General features: G+C 67.3%; 13 protein-coding genes. 2 read left to right on the plus strand and 11 right to left on the minus strand.

The window, feature by feature from the left end:
• Positions 1 to 40: 40 nt before the first annotated feature.
• From AC1DNC_RS09405 to AC1DNC_RS09425, 5 genes are all read right to left on the minus strand, one after another.
• A complete protein-coding gene (locus AC1DNC_RS09405; protein WP_476862298.1) occupies positions 41 to 1,882 on the minus strand; it encodes an ABC transporter ATP-binding protein in 1,842 nt (613 codons plus the stop codon).
• 62 nt (positions 1,883 to 1,944) lie between these two features.
• The gene (locus AC1DNC_RS09410) at positions 1,945 to 2,355 is read right to left on the minus strand and encodes a hypothetical protein (RefSeq protein ID WP_476862299.1); all 411 of its coding nucleotides are present in this window, start codon (positions 2,353 to 2,355) and stop codon (positions 1,945 to 1,947) included.
• 109 nt (positions 2,356 to 2,464) lie between these two features.
• Positions 2,465 to 3,658 (minus strand): hypothetical protein, encoded by a 1,194-nt coding sequence (locus AC1DNC_RS09415; RefSeq protein WP_476862300.1) that lies wholly within the window; start codon positions 3,656 to 3,658, stop codon positions 2,465 to 2,467.
• A 348-nt stretch (positions 3,659 to 4,006) separates the two neighbouring features.
• Positions 4,007 to 5,518 carry an IMP dehydrogenase gene (gene guaB / locus AC1DNC_RS09420; RefSeq protein WP_476862301.1) on the minus strand — a complete coding sequence of 504 codons (1,512 nt, stop codon included), beginning with the start codon at positions 5,516 to 5,518 and terminating at the stop codon, positions 4,007 to 4,009.
• A 181-nt stretch (positions 5,519 to 5,699) separates the two neighbouring features.
• The gene (locus AC1DNC_RS09425) at positions 5,700 to 7,796 is read right to left on the minus strand and encodes an acyltransferase family protein (RefSeq protein WP_476862302.1); all 2,097 of its coding nucleotides are present in this window, start codon (positions 7,794 to 7,796) and stop codon (positions 5,700 to 5,702) included.
• Between the two features lie 146 nt (positions 7,797 to 7,942).
• On the opposite strand from AC1DNC_RS09425, the gene AC1DNC_RS09430 reads away from it, so the two are divergent.
• On the plus strand, positions 7,943 to 8,911 hold the full coding sequence (locus AC1DNC_RS09430) for a DUF389 domain-containing protein (RefSeq protein ID WP_476862303.1): 969 nt from the start codon (positions 7,943 to 7,945) through the stop codon (positions 8,909 to 8,911).
• A gap of 131 nt (positions 8,912 to 9,042) precedes the next feature.
• Here AC1DNC_RS09430 and AC1DNC_RS09435 read toward each other — a convergent pair whose 3' ends face one another.
• The 4 genes from AC1DNC_RS09435 to AC1DNC_RS09450 form a co-directional block, all read right to left on the minus strand.
• On the minus strand, positions 9,043 to 11,106 hold the full coding sequence (locus AC1DNC_RS09435; protein WP_476862304.1) for an acyltransferase family protein: 2,064 nt from the start codon (positions 11,104 to 11,106) through the stop codon (positions 9,043 to 9,045).
• A 186-nt stretch (positions 11,107 to 11,292) separates the two neighbouring features.
• Positions 11,293 to 12,903 carry a chaperonin GroEL gene (groL, locus tag AC1DNC_RS09440; RefSeq protein WP_476862305.1) on the minus strand — a complete coding sequence of 537 codons (1,611 nt, stop codon included), beginning with the start codon at positions 12,901 to 12,903 and terminating at the stop codon, positions 11,293 to 11,295.
• Positions 12,904 to 12,983: 80 nt separating this feature from the next.
• Complete coding sequence (gene groES, locus AC1DNC_RS09445) at positions 12,984 to 13,280, minus strand: co-chaperone GroES (protein WP_056737866.1); 297 nt, start codon at positions 13,278 to 13,280, stop codon at positions 12,984 to 12,986.
• A 226-nt stretch (positions 13,281 to 13,506) separates the two neighbouring features.
• Positions 13,507 to 13,911, minus strand: coding sequence for a hypothetical protein (locus AC1DNC_RS09450; RefSeq protein WP_476862306.1), 405 nt, complete (start codon positions 13,909 to 13,911; stop codon positions 13,507 to 13,509).
• Between the two features lie 56 nt (positions 13,912 to 13,967).
• Between AC1DNC_RS09450 and AC1DNC_RS09455 the strand changes: the two genes are divergently transcribed.
• Positions 13,968 to 15,197 carry a THUMP-like domain-containing protein gene (locus AC1DNC_RS09455; RefSeq protein ID WP_476862307.1) on the plus strand — a complete coding sequence of 410 codons (1,230 nt, stop codon included), beginning with the start codon at positions 13,968 to 13,970 and terminating at the stop codon, positions 15,195 to 15,197.
• Between the two features lie 20 nt (positions 15,198 to 15,217).
• On the opposite strand, the gene AC1DNC_RS09460 is transcribed toward AC1DNC_RS09455, so the two are convergent.
• Together AC1DNC_RS09460 and AC1DNC_RS09465 are read right to left on the minus strand one after the other, a co-directional pair.
• Positions 15,218 to 16,051, minus strand: a complete 834-nt coding sequence (locus AC1DNC_RS09460) for a shikimate 5-dehydrogenase (protein ID WP_476862308.1) — start codon at positions 16,049 to 16,051, stop codon at positions 15,218 to 15,220.
• A gap of 42 nt (positions 16,052 to 16,093) precedes the next feature.
• Complete coding sequence (locus AC1DNC_RS09465; RefSeq protein ID WP_476862309.1) at positions 16,094 to 17,830, minus strand: glycoside hydrolase family 3 protein; 1,737 nt, start codon at positions 17,828 to 17,830, stop codon at positions 16,094 to 16,096.
• Positions 17,831 to 17,916 lie beyond the last annotated feature (86 nt).

The raw sequence follows: 17,916 nt of genomic DNA on the forward strand, positions 1-17,916 counted from the left end.
GTTTGCTGCGCCTGCCATCAGCCGGCGCACGCGCCGCGGCTCAGACGCCCTCGGTCTCGTCCACACTGAGCTGGGACTCGAACATCCGGAAGTAACGCCCGCGCAACCCCACCAGTTCCTTGTGCGTGCCCTGTTCCACGATTCTGCCGTCTTCGAGCATGTAGACGATGTCCGCCTTCTCGATCGTCGCGAGCCGGTGGCTGATGGCGATGATGGTGCTGCTGCGGTCGGCGAAGAGCCGGGTGAAGATCCGGTGCTCGGCCAGGGCGTCAATCGCCGACGTCGGTTCGTCCATCACCATGAAGGACGCATCCCGGTAGAAGTTCCGGGCCATCGCCAGCCGCTGCCACTGCCCGCCGGACAGGCCGCTGCCCTTCCGCCCGCGGGGATCCTCCATCCAGTTGCTGACGTGGTTGTCCAGCCCGTTGGGCAGCTTGTTGATGAACTCGAGGGCCTCTGCATCGGCAGCGGCCCGGCGGATCCGCTCGTCGTCGCGCGGCGCATCGACGTCGCCGAAGAAAATGTTTTCCGCCGCCGTGGCGAACTCGTACTTGAGGAACTCCTGGCTGAGCACCGCCAGGTGGCGGTGCCAGGACTTCACGTCGACGGCGGCAAGGTCGACGCCGTCGAGCAGCACCTGCCCGGAGTCCGGTCGGTAGAGCCCGGCGAGGATCCTGATCAGGGTGGACTTGCCCGCCCCGTTCTCCCCCACGATGGCGATGTGCTGGCCCTGCCGGATGGTCAGCGAGATGCCTTTGATGACTTCCAGCTCGCTGCCGGTGTAGGTGAAGCGGATGTCGCGCAGTTCCACGGTCCGGGGCGCCTGGAGCAGGGGCGGGGCGTGCTCGGAGTGGACCGGCAGCGCCATGAACAGCTCGTAGTCCTTGAGGTTGGCGAGGTCCTCGTCGATGGAACTGAGCGAGGAGACCAGGTTGTTGGCCGTGGACAGGGCCCGGCTGACAATCTGCTGGACGTAGAGGAACTGCCCCACCGGCTGCGCCCTGGCGATGATCTGTCCCACCACCCAGATCAGCGACACCACTTCGGCGCCGTACTGCAGGGCATCGGCGGCGAGCTGTTTGGGGATGTAGCGCTTCTGGAAGTCGAGCCGGCGCTTTTCGTCCGCATCCCGGAGCCGGGACCGGAGCCCCATCAGGTAACCAACGATCCCGTACAGCCGCATTTCGGCGATATGTTGCGGGCGCAGCAGGTTCGTTTCGATCATCCGCCGCTGCCGGCGCGAGTCAACCTGGGTGTTCCAGTGCGCAATCTGTTCGCGGGACAGTTTGAACTGCAGGTAGACGCTGGGCACGATCGCCACCAGGACGATCACGGCGATCCACCAGCTGACCAGCAGCAGCGCGCCGATGGCCAGGATCACCGAGACCAACTGGGTGAAGATCGCGGCGATCCGGTCCAGGACGCGGGCGTAGGAATCGGAGAAGCGCTTCGCCCTGTCGTACAGGTCCACCGTCTCCTTGTCGTCGTAGCGCCAGAAGTCGAGGGCGAGGAACCGTTCGTACATCAGGTCCCCCACGATCGCGCCGACCCGGAAGCTCATGAGTTGCTGGATGTAGCGGTCCACGCTGCTGAAGGCTCCCCAGAACAGGCCGAGCGCCGCGGTGATGATGACGTAGACGATGGCTTGCTGCCCGGCGGCCGCATTTCCTGCATACGCTGCCGCGAGCGCCGTCGTGGTCAGCGCGGCGAAGTAGGTGGTGACCAGCGGCAGCAGCGCCGAGATCAACGAGCCCACCACTTTCATCACGACGGCGGCAGGCGAGGCCTGGAAGCTGACCCGCAGCACCTGCGCCACGGCCCGGGCGTAGGGCCGCAGCGCCAGTTTCCGCTTGGGCTCGCGCGCGGGCAGGAGTTCGGACATAGCTTCAGCCTAGTTGCGGCGGTGGGCGGTGGGCGTAACGGACGTCCAGCCGCGCAGCCCCTCTAGTATTTCTGCCCGTACTGGTACTCCGGGAACTCGAAACAGGCGCTGAAGCTGTCGATCTGCAGGCTCTCCGGGCCGTCCCAAAAAGACACCAGCAGCTGGGTCCCGTCTTCGTGGCGGAGCTCCACCCGGCGGTTCCCGTCGTTGTCCTTCCCGTCCGTCGCCGACCAGCCGGAGCGGACGGAGACTGAATCCCGGACCTTGTCCAGGAACTTTGCGCGGTCCAGGCCCGGGCGCAGCTCGACCTGGCCGGTCCCCGCCCACTTCTTCTGCTCGCCGCTGCAGGGCATCAGGCTGGAGGTGTCATTCTCGAAAACCGAAACGGACGCTTCGGCCGGGACCATCCCGATAATCTCGTGCTGCACGGCCAAGAGCTTGGATTTGGCGGTTTCCAGCGTCATGGGTTTCATCGTTTGACTCTCTTGTGGTGCGGATCCTGCTCCGCAGGCTGACAGGCCAAGGCACAGGCTGACGGCCAGCGGCCCGAACCAGCTGCCTGCCCGATCGTTCGACCCGCCCCTACCGCGCACGGATCTCCCTGCGGATGTCTGCCAGGGCCGGACCGTTGAACGGATCCGTCGTCGCGATGAGGCTGTGGTTATCGCTGCTGTAGGCCTCCTGCCAGCCGGCGCCTCCGGGCGGGGCGTACACATGCTTTTCAAAGGCGGGCTCCTTCATGGGGTAATTGTCTCCCACGACCCCGCTGCGCTCCGCGGTCAACAGGATGTCAGGGTAGGTGTAGCTCGAGTACTGGGTGCCAGGATCGGCGGTCCAGCCTGGCGGCATGGCGGCCCCGGAGAGGGCGATGACCTTGTCATAGTGGGCGCCGGCGACTTCGGAGCCGGTGACGTTCCGCAGGCCCCAGCTATGGCCGATGGCAACTGTCTGCGCCCCGGACGGCTTTTCCAGCTCGACGGCGGCCTGGAAGTCCCGCAACACCGGGGCCGTCGCGGCCACGAAGTCATCGCTCTTGGCTTCATCGAAGAAGGCCTCCGCAAATCCGCCGTCGGGGAACTCGGTTCCTTTGTAGACGAAGGCAACCGTGCCCTGTGAGGGGTCCGAGCCCACCAGCCACTGCGGGACCGATTGCGGGCGGCCGACGTAAAAGGACTGCTCGTTGGTCCGGGTTCCGGGCACATACGTGACGACGGTCGTGGTGTCGGCGTCGTAGTCGCCGACCATCTCCACGATCGCACTGCGCGCCGTGTCGTAGGCCACGAGTTTGACCTTCCCGTCGACCACTTTCTGCAAGTAGTCCTTTCCCTCCTGCCGCGCGGCCCACGCCTCGTGCTGTTTCGCGTACATCTGCGGATACCCGGCGGCCATGATCAGCGGATTGAATTCGGGTTCCGGATCGGAGGTGCGGAGCCAATCAATGCGGTGCTGGGCGTTGATGGCGTTGGCGCGGACGCGGTCCTCGAACGGGATGCCATTGGTGTTCCCGGCGAGGTTCGGATGCTGGGCGATGAAGGCCGTCCGCTGTTCCGCGGTGAGCCCGTCCCACCAGGACCGCAGCTGGGCCGGGGTCTTACCCTGGAGGTCAGTGGGCTGAGGGACCGGCGTGGCCACCGAAAGACCAACGGCCGCCGTCCCGGCCGCGCGGGCTCCGCCGGCCTGGTTGGCTCCGCCAGCCTGGCTGGCCTGTTCCTGCTCCGCGGCGTTGCGGAGCAGTTCCTCCGCCGCGGCAGCCAGGAACGCGGCCGCCTGACGCAATGCCCGGCTGTGCCCGGATTCCCATTCCTGCCGGAACCTGTCAGCGTCCGGTCCCGGCCAAGGGGTTTGCGCAACCCCGGGTCCCAGTGAACCCAACTGCGCCAGCAGTAGCCGGCCTGAGGAACCCATCTGCGCGCCTAGCCGCCTGAGCTGGGAGGGATCCGCCCCCTGGAATCCATCAGCCACGTGCAATCCCCCTGTTGTCCTCGGCTACCGCCGCGGATCAGGGAATCCCTGGCCGCCGGTCACCGTCGAGGCTACCGTGCACAAACACACGCAGGCCATGGGGAGAGTTCCCCATGGCCTGCGTGTCTTTACGTGCCGTCGGTGGGCCCACGGCGCCCGAGATTAGCGCGAGCCGTAGTTCGGCGCTTCCACCGTCATCTGGATGTCGTGCGGGTGGGATTCCTTCAGGCCGGCCGGCGTGATCCGGACAAACTTGCCGCGGGCCTTGAGCTCGGCCACGGTCGGGGCGCCGGTGTAGAACATGGTCTGGCGGAGGCCGCCGACCAGCTGGTAGGCCACCGAGGAGAGCGGGCCACGGTAGGCGACACGGCCCTCGATGCCTTCCGGGATGAGCTTGTCGTCGCCGGAGACGTCGGCCTGGAAGTAGCGGTCCTTGGAGTAGGAGGTGTTCTTGCCGCGCGTCTGCATGGCGCCCAGCGAGCCCATCCCCCGGTAGAGCTTGAACTGCTTGCCGTTGACGAAGATCAGGTCGCCCGGGGACTCATCGCAGCCGGCCAGCAGCGAACCGAGCATGACCGTGTCGGCGCCGGCGACGAGGGCCTTGCCGATGTCGCCGGAGTACTGCAGGCCGCCGTCGGCGATCAGCGGCACGCCGGCCGGGATGGCTGCCTTGGCGGATTCGTAGATGGCGGTAATCTGCGGGACGCCGACGCCGGCCACCACGCGGGTGGTGCAGATGGATCCGGGGCCAACGCCGACCTTGATGCCGTCGGCACCGGCGTCGATCAGGGCCTGCGCGCCTTCACGGGTGGCGGCCTGGCCGCCGATGATGTCCACGTGCGCAGCCACCGGGTCGGACTTGAGCCGGCGGATCATATCCAGGACGCCCTGCGAGTGGCCGTTGGCGGTGTCCACGAAGAGGGCGTCCACGCCGGCATCGATCAGGGCCATGGCGCGCTCCCAGCCGTCGCCGAAGAACCCGATGGCGGCACCGACGCGCAGCCGGCCCTCGTCGTCCTTGGTGGCCAGCGGGTACTGCTCGGCCTTCGTGAAGTCCTTGGTGGTGATGAGGCCCTTCAGCCGGCCCTGCTCGTCGACGAGCGGCAGCTTTTCGATCTTGTTGGTCGCGAGCTTGTGCGAGGCTTCCTCACGGCTGATGCCGACGTGGCCGGTGACCAGCGGCATCTTGGTCATGACATCGCTGACCAGCCGGATCGGGAAGTCTGTTTCGGGCACGAAGCGGGTGTCGCGGTTGGTGACGATACCCAGCAGCCGCATGCCCTCGTCCACGACGGGCAGGCCGGACACCCGGTAGTGCGAGCAGATCTCGTCCAGCTCGGCCAGCGTGGCCTCGGGGCCGATGGTGAGGGGGTTGGTGATCATGCCGGACTCGCTGCGCTTGACCCGGTCCACCTGGTCGGCCTGGTCGGCGATCGAAAGGTTCCGGTGTACGACGCCGAGGCCGCCCTGGCGGGCCATGGCGATGGCCATCCGCGACTCGGTGACGGTGTCCATCGCGGCGGACAGCAGCGGCGTGTTCACCGTGATGCGCTTGGAGATCCGCGAGGAGGTATCAGCCTCGGAGGGGATGACGTTGGTGTGTCCGGGCAGGAGCAGGACGTCGTCGTAGGTCAGGCCAACGAAGCCGAAAGGGTCGTGTTCGGGCTGGGTCATGAGTGCGCCTCTTACCTTGGGTTTCTGGGTTCACGGGTAGGGGTTGCAGCAGATGACCAGCCCGTCATTACGGGCATGGCCTGTGCAGAAGTGTTGTGTAAATAGTAGAACCTTGGCGGCGATCCCCATATTCCGGGGCGCGAATGTGAGCAACGGCATCCGGCGCGCGGAGCCACAGGCGTCACTTCCAGCCGGTGGTGGCCAGCAGCCGCTTTTCGAACATCGGGATCATGCTTTGGACGTAGGTCTTGGTCAGGTGGTTGTCGTCCTTGTAGACGTACACGTTACCGACGACGGCAGGGCAGGTTCCGTCGGCGCAGATGAAGTCGCTCATGTCCATCAGGTGCAGGCGCGCGACCTTGCCGCGGTAGTCGTCCAGCGGTGAGGACGCCGCCAGGGACTCCTGCAGCGGAACGTTGCACTCGGCGGCGTCGGGGCCCTTCTTCTGGACGCATTCGGGCATGTTGATGGTGAACCGCGGGTTGTCGCGGATACCGACCACCTCGATGCCGGCGTCGGTGAAGGGCTTGATGCCCTCCAGGTACTGCGGCACCTCGGTTTCGAACGGCGCTTCCTTGTGCGTCAGCGAAGCGACCGTGAAGACGGCGTCGGGCTTGTGCGCCAGGACATAGTCGGAGCTGGCCTTGTTGAAGGCGTTGCAGTCCGCGTCCCGGTCGGGAGACTCTCCGCCGAAGCGGCAGTTGCCCTTGAGCAGGGTCACGACTTCCCAGCCGTGGCTCTTGGCAATGGGCCCGAGCGCGGCCATGTACTGCTGGGCATGGGAGTCGCCAAGCACCACGATCTTCTTGGTGACCTTGTCCGGCCGGCTGTTTTGCAGGCAGCCCTGCAGGAGGGGGTCGCTGGGGACGTTCGCGCCGGTGCAGAGCCCGTCGATGTCGGCCCATTCGTTCTTCATGGCGGCCGGCGCCGGGATGATCTTGGCATCCGGCGTCGGTTTGCCGGCGTTCTCCGGGGCCAGTGCAGCGGCGCCGGGAGTCAGTTCCTTCGGTTGGGCCGCGGCTGCGGCTTCGTCGGCGGTGATGTGGCTCTGCCACAAGGTGACCGGACCGGCCAGTACCGCGCCGCAGGCGGCGATGACGACGGCGGTGCGCCAGGCACGGCGCTGCGGCCAGTGCCACTCGCGGAGCGGCTTCTCGACGAACCGGGTGGTGAGCACCGCCAGCAGCACGGAGGCGGCGACAATCGCGAGCCCCTGGCCCAGGTCCGGCGCGGTGATTCCCATGCCGGCAAGGGCCAGCACCAGCAGGGGCCAGTGCCAGAGGTAGAGGGCATAGGAGTTGTCGCCGAGCGCGACGAGCGGACGCCAGGTCAGGAAGCGGTCCACGCCGAAGCGGCTGCCGCTGCGGCCCGCCACGATGATGGCAGCGGCAGCGAGGGTGGGCCAGAGCGCGATGAACCCGGGGAAGGAACGGTCCACGGTCAGCAGCAGCCCGCAGGAGAGCATCGCGGCCAGCCCCGCCCAGCCCAGCACCACACGCAGTACCTTCCCGGGCTTCAGGTACGGCAGGGCCAGCGCCAGCAGCGAGCCCAGCGCGAATTCCCAGAGCCGCGCCCGGGTGTCGAAGTAGGCGTAGGCCTGGTTGCTGGCGGTCTGCTCGATCGAGTAGGCCAGCGACACAGCGAAGATGGCGCCGAAGGCGAGGGCCAGGAGCAGGCGGTAATTCAGCAGCCGTTCATCCAGCCTGGTCCAGCGGCGGAGCGCGTAGCGCAGTCCCCTGTGCAGCAGGGCGGCCCCGGCGAAGATGAGCGGCCACAGCAGGAACACCTGTCCCTGGATGGACAGGGACCAGAAGTGCTGCAGCGGGCTCGCCCCCGAGTGGTCCTGGGCGTAGTAGTCCACGGCGGTGTCGGCAAGCAGCCAGTTCTGCCGGTACAGCAGGGACGCCCAGGCCTGGTCCAGGATGTCCGGCCAGCGGCTTGCCGGCAGGATGGCCCAGGTGCCGATCAGCACGCCCAGCACCACCACGACGACGGCGGGCAGCAGCCGCTTGAGCAAATGCAGCCAGTGGCTGAGCAGCCGGAGCGGCTTACCGCCCTCCACCTTCCGGGCGAAGCTCAGGGTCATCAAAAAGGCCGAGATGAGCAGGAAGATGTCCACGCCGCCGGACACGCGGCCCAGCCACACGTGGTAAGTCACCACCATGAGGACGGCGAGGGCACGCAGGCCCTGCACTTCCGGGCGGTAGTTCGTTTTCCGGCTCGCGGGAGAACCCGCGGCCGCGTGCTGCGGGCTGGCTATGGTTCGCTCGTTCGTCACGTGGGATCCCTCAGGCTGGCTTCCAAAGCATCAATGTTACCGAAACGTAATTTTCTTTTCCAATTTCCGGGGCGCCGTCCGGCCGGGATTCCCTGAGCCCGGCGGGCCCGCGCAGCTAGTCTGTTACGAGTCGAAGGAGGCCGCCAGTGATCGTACAGTTGCGGATATGTGTCCCGGAAGAACTCTCCGGGGCGGTGGTCGAGTGCTGCTCCGGCGAGCTCGGCGTCGCGGAGGTGGCGTTGCACCCCGGCGCCGCGGTGGTGCCCCCGGGCGACGTCATTCTCGTGTTCATGGCACGGGAATCCGTTGAGGCCCTGATCGAGAAGCTGCACGCCCTGAACGTCCAGGACGTGGGATCCATATCGGTCACCACTCCCGAACTCGTGCTGTCCGACCGCGCGGACCAGGCGGTCGACGAAGCGCCCGGCGAAGGCGCGGACGCCATGATCTGGGATGAGGTGTCGCGGCAGACCGGCGAGGACTCCAGGCTGACGTGGAGCTACCTGGCGTTCCTGGTCCTCGCCACCCAGCTTGCCGCAATCGGCATCGTCACCGATTCCACCATCGCAATCGTCGGCGCCATGGCAGTGGGGCCCGAGTTCGGCCCGCTCGCCGCGCTGGCCGTTGCGCTGGTGCGCAGGCAGTGGCGGCTGGGCCGCAGCGCGGCGCTGGCACTCGGCGTCGGGTTCCCGGTCGCAATGCTGGCCGCCGCCTTCACTGCCTGGCTATCCGTCCCCCTTGGACTGTTCCCCACCGACGCCCTGGACCGCGGTTCCGCCGTGGAGTTCATCTACCACCCGGGCCCCTACTCGCTGATTGTCGCCCTGCTCGCGGGTACCGCCGGCATGCTGTCCGTGATCAGCCGGCGTTCGGCGGCCCTGATCGGAGTGTTCATCTCCGTCACCACCGTTCCGGCGGCAGGGTTTGTGGCGGTTTCCCTCGTGCTGGGTGAGTATCAGAAGGCCGCCGGCTCTGCCTTGCAGCTTCTCCTGAACCTGGTCGGGATAGTGGTCTCGGCGGTGGCGGTGCTGCTCTTCTACCGGCTCGTGACAAAGCGCCTGCCGCGCGACGCCGCGCGGAAGCTGCGGCGGAACTCACAGCGACTGCGGGGTTGAACAGCGCCTGCGGGGTTGAACAGCGCCGCGGAAGCTTCGGGCCCTGAAAAGGCAAAGGACCGGGTAAAGCAAAGGACCGGGCCGGCGGATGCCGTCCCGGTCCCTGTTCTTTCCCACGAAGGCGGCGCCGGCTACTTCCAGCCGGTCGATTCCAGGAGCCGCTGGCCGAAGACCGAAGCCATCGAAGCCACGTAGGTCCGGGTGAGGTGGTTGTTGTCCTTGTAGACGAAGGTGTTGCCCACCACCGCGGGACAGATTTTTCCGTCGCAGATCAGGTCCGTCATGTCGACCATGAACAGTCCCGGCACCCTGCCCTGAAGCGCAAGGAGTGGGCTCTTGGCGGCCAGGACATCGCGTTCGGCTCGTTGGCAGTCCGGGCTGTCCTCACCCTTGTTGGCCGCACATTCGGCGATGTTGAAATTGAAGCGCGGGTTGTCCCGGATGGCGACCATCTGAACGTGCTTCTCGGCCCAGAACTTTGCGGTCGCTTCCAGGTCCGGGGAGACCTTCTCCGCCGGGGACGACACCGCGGCTACGGTACCGACGGTCATGATGGCGTCCGGCTTGTTGCGGGACACTTCCTCCGTCACGGCGGCGTTGTAGCTGTCGCAGGGAATGGAGCGGCCCTGGGCGGAGATGCTGTACCGGCAGCCGGCCCTGAGCATCGAGTAGACGCGCCAGCCCTTTTGCTTGCCGACGGCGTCGATGGCGGCCAGCCATTGCTGGGCGTGTGAATCCCCCAGCACGAGGATTGTCTTGGCGGCCTTGTCCGGTGCGCTGTTCTGCGAGCAAGTGCTCCGCAGCGCCGGGTTCGCGGGCTCAAGTTTGCCGGCGCACCGGTTGCCGAGGCTGGCCCAGTCCTTGTTGAGCTGCTCCGGCAGGGGCAGGATCGTGGCGTCGCCGTCGGCTGCGCTGACGAAGCCGGGCAGCAGCGCCAAGGCACCGGGGTTGTTCCGTTGCGACTGTGACATCGCGGCCTGCGCCTGGAGCTGCTGCTGGAGCTGCAACGCAGTCAGTGGCACGGCGACCACCGCGAGGGCCAGCGCGACGGCGACGACGGCGCGACGGCGTCGCGCCTCCGGCCAGGCCCAGGACCGCCACGGCTTCTCGACGAAGCGGGTGGTGAGGAACGCGAGGCCCAGCGAGACGGCGATGATAACGCTGCCCGAAAGCCACCCCGCCTGCTCCTTGCCGCTCCACGCCAGGGCCAGCACCAGCACGGGCCAGTGCCAGAGATAAAGCGCGTAGGAGTTGTCTCCGAGTTTCACGAGCGGGCCGGAGCTGAGGATACGGTCCACTCCCCAGCGGCTGTTCGTCTGGCCGGCAAGGATGATGCAGCTGGCGGCCAGCGTGGGCCAGAGAGCCACAAAGCCGGGGAAGGCCCCCTCCACGTCCAGGATGAAGCCGCAGCTGATCATGGCCACGACGCCGACCCAGCCGAGGACAACCCGGACCGGCCGGGACAGCAGGCTCAGCCCGGGCAGGAACAATGCCAGCAGCGTGCCCAGCGCAAACTCCCAGAGGCGTGCGCCGGTGTCGAAGTAGGCCTGGGACTGGTTCGTCGCCGTATAGATAATCGAGAAGGTCAGCGAGGCGAGAAAGATGGCACCGAAGATGTAGCAGAGCAGCACCCGGTAGCGGAGGCCGTACCGGCGGGCGACCAAGGCTGCGCCGGCAAAGATAAGCGGCCACAGAATGAAGATCTGGCCCTGGATGGACAGTGACCAGAAGTGCTGCAGCGGGCTGGCCATGGCGTGGTCCGCCGCGTAGTAGTCAACGGCTTCGGACTGCAGCAACCGGTTCTCAACGTAGAACAGCGATGCCCAGCTTTGCTCGACGACATCCGGGAAACGGGTGCGGGGCAACAGGAAGTAGCTGGCCGCCAGGACCGTCAAGATGACTACTACCGCCCCGGCCAGGAGACGACGGAACAGGTGGAGCCAGTGCTTGAACAGGTCCATCCGCGAGCCCCGCTCGTAGCGGCCCACAAACTGCAGCGTCATCAGGAACGCGGAGATCAGCAGGAAGATGTCGACGCCGCCGGACACCCGGCCAAACCAGATGTGGTAGGTGACCACCATCAGCACCGCGAGTGAGCGGAGCCCTTGGATTTCCGGCCTGAACTTTGTCCCTCGGGCGGGACGGGCCGGGGTACTGGTTTCCCGCGGCAGGACGAGCGTTCCCGCTCCAGACATATGAACCCCCGTGAAAATGACGCAAGACAGCCAGAGCAACTATACAGGCCGCCCCAAGCACCAACGCCCCAAATGTCGCGCGACCCGCCGTCCGGGACCCTCCGCACCAGCCGTGGAACGAAAAAAGACCGGACCAGCTGATGCTGGTCCGGTCTTTTATTGCGCGGAGACTACGGCGCGGAATCCTTAGTGCTGGTGTCCGGCGTGCTCGTCCTCGTCGGCGGGCTTTTCCACCACGAGGGTTTCGGTGGTGAGAACCAGCGCCGCGATGGAGGCCGCGTTGCGCAGGGCCGCACGAGTGACCTTGACGGGGTCGATGACACCGGCCGAGATCAGGTCTTCGTATTCGCCGGTCTTGGCGTTGAAGCCCTGGTTCACGGCGGATTCGGCCACCTTGGCGACGACGACGTAGCCGTCGAAGCCGGCGTTCTGGGCGATCCAGCGCAGCGGCTGGGTCAGGGCGCGGCGGACAATGCCAACGGCAGCTGCCGCGTCGCCGTCGAGCGCCTGGACGGCCGGATCCTCATCGAGGGCCTTGAGTGCGTGGATGAGGGCGGAACCGCCGCCGGCCACGATGCCTTCTTCGAGGGCAGCGCGGGTGGAGGACACGGCGTCCTCGATGCGGTGCTTCTTTTCCTTCAGCTCGACCTCGGTGGCAGCGCCAACCTTGATCACGCCGATGCCGCCGGCCAGCTTGGCCAGGCGTTCCTGCAGCTTTTCCTTGTCCCAGTCCGAATCCGTGCGGGTCAGCTCGGCGCGCAGCTGGGCAACCCGGGCCGCGACGTCCTCGGCCGAACCGGCGCCGTCGACGATGGTGGTGTTGTCCTTCGTGACGGTGATGCGGCGGGCGGTACCCAGGACCTCAAGGCCCACGGAATCCAGGCTGAGGCCCAGTTCCGGGGAGACAACCTGTGCGCCGGTGAGGGTCGCGATGTCCTGCAGCATGGCCTTGCGGCGGTCGCCGAAGCCCGGGGCCTTGACGGCCACGACGTTCAGGGTGCCGCGGATGCGGTTGACGATCAGCGTGGACAGGGCCTCGCCGTCGACGTCTTCGGCGATGATGAAGAGCGGTTTGGAGCTCTGCAGCGCCTTTTCCAGCAGCGGCAGGAATTCCTGGACCGAGGAGATCTTGCCCTGGTTGATCAGGATCAGGGCGTCCTCGAGGACGGCTTCCTGGCGTTCCGCGTCGGTGACGAAGTACGGGGACAGGTAGCCCTTGTCGAACTGCATGCCCTCGGTGAGGACCAGCTCGGTCTGCGTCGTGGAGGACTCCTCGATGGTGATCACACCATCCTTGCCGACCTTGCCGAAAGCCTCGGCCAGGAGCTCGCCGACCTCGTCGCTCTGCGCCGAGATTGCGGCAACGTTGGCCACCTGGGTGCCTTCGACCGGGCGGGCGTTTTCGAGCAGGCGTGCGGCCACGGCCTCGACCGAGACCTCGATGCCGCGCTTGATCTGGCCCGGAGCGGCGCCCGCGGCAACGTTGCGCAGGCCTTCCTTGACCAGGGCCTGTGCGAGCACGGTGGCGGTGGTGGTGCCGTCACCGGCGACGTCGTTGGTCTTGGTGGCGACCTCCTTGGCGAGCTGCGCGCCAAGGTTTTCGTACGGGTCGTCCAGTTCGACTTCGCGGGCGATGGTGACACCGTCGTTGGTGATCGTGGGGGCGCCCCACTTCTTGTCCAGCACGACGTTGCGGCCGCGCGGGCCGAGCGTCACCTTGACCGTGTTGGCGAGCTTATCGATGCCGGCTTCAAGCGACCGGCGGGCAGCGTCGTTAAACGCAAGCTGCTTTGCCATGGTTTTGTCCTTTCAAGACAGAACCCCGCGCAGCCGTTCCGTTCAAAGCGAAGGAAGGGCGGCGCGGGGGTCCAAGAGAGTTACTTTACGACGATCGCCAGAACGTCGCGGGCGGACAGCACGAGGTACTCGACGCCGCCGGTCTTCACTTCGGTTCCGCCGTACTTGGAGTAGATGACAACGTCGCCGACGGCGACGTCGACGGGAACGCGGTTGCCGTTGTCGTCAAAGCGGCCGGGGCCTACTGCAACAACTTCGCCTTCCTGCGGCTTCTCCTGTGCAGAGTCCGGGATAACCAGGCCGGAAGCCGTGGTCTGCTCGGCTTCGAGCGGGCGGACAACAATACGATCCTCAAGAGGCTTAATAGAGACCGACACTCGGACCTCTCCTTTTCGTCAGCAAATTCGTGGACTTTAAAGCTGTGGTGCCATGGCGTACAGACCGTCGTCGCGGTGCCGGCAGCAGCCAGGCTGTTCAAGCTTCAGGTGTTAGCACCCGCCTAGGGTGAGTGCTAATGACGACTCTATGTAAGTCGTTAGCACTCGGTCAAGGTGAGTGCCAGAAGTTCGTCCTTGGTGAACGCCCTGCCTCGGGCGGGTGGGGTCAGCTGCCGGCGAGGTCGTCGAAGTCGACGTCGTCGCCGTCGTCGATCCGGGCGGAATTGCCGCGGTCGCGGTACAGCACGAAGCCCCCGGCGAGCGCAGCGAGCAGGCCGAGGACGAGGCCGATGATGCCGGCCACCCGGGCGCCGGCGTAGGTGTCCCGGATGGCGCGCGCTTCATCGGTCGCGTCTTTCACATCGTTGCCGCCCACGGAGTAGACGGTCGCATTGAAGGAGTCCAGGAAGAAGATGATCACGAGCAATGCCACGCAGACGACGGCGATCACGATGCCGGTGATCAGCGCCGGCCGGGCGAAGCGGGCCAGTCCCCGGTTGTCCTTTGCCTCCCCGAGGGTGCTCTCCCGGGTGCCTGCCGTGCCGAAGTCTTCTGTATTGCTGCCGTCCATGCCGTCCAGCCTATCGGGCGTCCCGCGGGTTCCCGGCCTGAACTACGCTTGATGGCATGGCTGAGACTACGCAGGACCAGATCGCCCCGCTCCTCAATCCGGAGGGCTGGGAGCTGCTGGCCTCGCTGGGGCCGTACCGCGAGGAGGAAGCCTTCCGCCTCAACGCCTCGCTCCGGAAAGCCGGCCATTCCCCGGAACTGGTCTCCGCGGCGCTGACCCAGTCCCGCTTGCGGACCAAGGCGGAGGCGAAGTTCGGCGAATTCGCCCGGCAGATGATCTTCACCCGCGCAGGCCTGGAGCAGGCCACCAGGCTCACCGTGGCGGCGCGGCACGCCCAGCGTTTCGCCGAGGCCGGGATCGCCCATGTGGCGGATCTGGGCTGCGGACTCGGTGCCGACGCCATGGCCCTCGCTTCCCTCGACATCAAGGTAACCGCCGTGGAACTGGATGAAACCACCGCCGCCTGCGCCACGATGAACCTGATTCCGTTCCGGAACGCCACCGTTGTCCACGCCGATGCCGCCACCGTTCCGCTCGACGGGATTGACGGCGTCTGGCTGGACCCGGCCCGCCGCACCACCTCCAGCTCCGGAACCAAGCGCCTCTGGGATCCGGAGGACTTCTCTCCCCCGCTGTCCTTTGTGGAATCTTTGGCCGCCTCCGGCCGCGCCGTTGGGGTGAAGATGGGCCCGGGCATGCCGCACGCCTCGGTGCCGGAAAACTGCGAGGCCCAGTGGGTCTCAGTGGGCGGCGATGTCACGGAAGTGGCGTTGTGGTTCAACGCTGTCCGCCGCCCCGGGATCAGGCGTGCCGCCCTGGTGCTCGGGCCGCAGGGCGCCGCGGAGCTGACCAGCGCGGAAGACTTCGGGGCCGGTCCGGAGGCACCCCTGGGGCCGGTGGAGGGCTACCTGTATGAGCCCGACGGCGCCGTGATCCGCGCCGGCCTGGTCGCCGACGTCGCCCTGCAGCTGGGCGGTCATCTGCTGGACGAACATATCGCCTACATCTGTGCGCCGGAATTGCGCGACATCCCTTATGCCCGGGCGTACAAAGTCCTTGAGGTGATGCCGTTCAACGTCAAGGCGCTCAAGGCCTGGGTCAAGGACAACGGCGTCGGCGTCCTCGACATCAAGAAGCGCGGCACCTCGGTTACGCCCGAGGAACTGCGCAAGCAGCTGCTCCCCGCCGGCGGCAGGAATGCCAAGAACGCTGCCAAAGAGATCGCCACCCTGGTCCTCACCAGGATCGGCGAGGAACGCGTGGCCATCTCGGTTGAGCCGGTCTAGCACCGGACCCGGCCGCCCGGCTACTGGGCGCGCATGAACTCCTCGGCGGCCCGGACCTGCTCGTCGCTGGGCCGGATCCCCGTGTAGAGCACGAACTGTTCCAGGGCCTGGATGGTGGCGACCTCGGCGCCGGTGATCACCTGCTTGCCGGCGGCCCGGGCGGCCTTGATCAACGGCGTTTCGGCGGGCAGCGCCACGACGTCGAACACCACCTTCGCGGCGGCCACGGCGTCCGGCGGGAAGGACAGCGCGTCAGCCTCCGTGCCTCCGGCCATCCCCACGGGCGTTACGTTGATCAGCATGTCGGCGGCGCCCTCCCCGGAGTCCGGGGCGGGGATCCCGGGCCGCCATTCGAAACCGTAGAGCCCGGCAAGGGCCCGGCCGGCCGCCTCGTTGCGGGCAATGATGGTGACGTGCCGGAAGCCGGCATCACGCAGCGCGGCCGCGGTGGCCTTCGCCATTCCCCCGGCACCCAGCAGCCACACCGAGTAGTCAGTGGGGACGGCGTTGCGTTCAAGCAGCTGCTCGATCGCGGTGTAGTCGGTGTTGTAAGCCGTGAGGGTCCCGCCGTCGTTGACGATCGTGTTGACCGAATCGATGGCTTTCGCGGACGGGTCCATGACGTCAACGAGTGCGATGACGTCCTCCTTGAAGGGCATCGACACCGCGCAGCCGCGGATGCCCAGGCCCCGCACACCGGCAATGGCCTGTGCCAGGTCGGTGGGGGCGAAGGCCTTGTAGATCCAGTTCAGGCCCAGCAGTTCATAGAGGTGGTTGTGGAAGCGGGTCCCGTTGTTGCTCGGCCGGGCCGAGAGCGAGATGCACAGGGTCATGTCTTTATTCAGGATGGGCACAGCACCATTAAACGCCACGGGGCCCAACCCCGCCCGGTTCGTTCAGCGGCAGCCGGAACCCGGCCCCTGACGCCCGACGGCGACCGGCAGTTTGCCGGGGGCGGCCGCCTTTCCGGCGAGTACCGCCAGCAACGCGTCGAAGGCCTCCGGGCTCCGTCCGTACAGAGCGATCTTGGCGCGGGCCGCAGACTTGGCCAGCGGCCACGGCGCATCGAGCGAGACGGCCACGTCCGCCTTCGCCGGGGCGCCGCCGTAACCGATCAGCGTCACGAGCGGCCCCGCACCGATGCCGACCCCGGCGTGCCGGGCCGCTGCCACGAAACGTGCCCGGTCCTGCGTGGAACCACCGCTCACGCGGACCCTGGCCGGAACGATCCGGCCGCGGCAGGGCCCTGCGAGCACGGTGATGGCCTCCTGCGAAACCTTTTCCGACAGCGCGGAGCCGCTGCCGGGAGCAGATCCCCGCGGCGTGTGGCTGCGTCCGCGCCAGAGTTGCATGGTGGCTACCCGCCGCGCCGCCTCGTCCAGACGCGCGGCCGGCAGCGAGCCGCTGCGCACGGCCTTCACGATCGCTTTGTGGGCAGTCTCCACCGAGGCCGGCATGAGCAGCAGGTCCGATCCGGCCGCGAGCGCCAGCGGTGCGGCCGTGTCGCGGGGGAACTGCTGCTGGATTGCCCCCATGTTGAGTGCATCCGTGACGGCGACCCCCTTGAAGCCCATCCGGCGCAGCTCCGCATAGGATGCCTTCGAAACCGATGCCGGGACCCCGGGTTGGAAGGCGCGGACGGCGATGTGGCCGGTCATGATCATGGGCAGCCCGGCGTCGATGGCCGCCTGGAAGGGCAGCAGGTCCTTCGCGCGAAGCTGCTTCAGGCTGGCGTCCTGGACGGGCAGCCCCTTGTGGGAATCGACGCTGACGGAGCCGTGGCCCGGAAAGTGCTTGGCGGCCGGGAGGATCCCCGCGCCGAGCATGCCCTTGGAGAAGGCGATGCCGAATTCCGCGGCGGTGTGCGGGCTGCCGGAGATGGACCGGGCGCCAATTGTGGGGTCGGCTGGCCCCATCGTGACATCGGCGGTCGGAGCGAAGTCGACGTTGAACCCGAGGCCGGCCAGTTCCGCCGAAATTGCCCGGCCGGCGTCGGAGGCCAGCTTCCCGCTGCCGGCTGCCCCGTAGCTCATCGGAGCGGGCCACTCGGTCAGCGGGGCGCGCAGCCGGGCCACCACCCCACCTTCCTGGTCCACTCCGATCATCCCCGGCCAACTGCGGCCATCGGCGCGGGCGGCCCGTTGCAGTCGCGTCGTGGCAGCGCGCATGGCGGCAGTGTCCACCCGTCCGTCCCGGGTGGCGGGCACGTTGTCCCCCATGATGATCGATCCGGCCAGATGCAGGCGCTCAATGGTTCTGGCGTGGGCCGCGTAGTCGGGCCCGGAGAAGAATGGCAGCAGCACCTGGCCGGCCTTCTGCTCGAGGCTCATGGCTCCCACCGCCTTGGCCGCGGCGTCGGCGTCGCGCTGGTCCGGGCCCCAGCCGAGGGGATATGGTTTCGCGGCCCGGGCGGGCGGAGCCGACGGGACGGCTGCAGCCGGCGGCGGGCCGGCCTGGATGCTGCCCGCGGACGTCCCGGGGTCCGGGGTGCCGGGGCCGGATTTGCCGGGGCCGGATTTGCCGGGGCCGGCGCAGCCCGTGGAAACCAGGGCGAGCGCTGTCAGAACCGCCGCGGCGGCCGGAAACAGGCCTCTTCTGTGAACACTCTCACGTATCAGCTGTAACTTGACCACCGGTTCGATGCTACCCCTGCACTAGACTTTGAACACCGCCGCCTTGCCGCCGCATGCCGTATGCGGGCTGCAACACGGGCGGGCAA

Source organism: Arthrobacter sp. 01N442 (assembly GCF_056399345.1).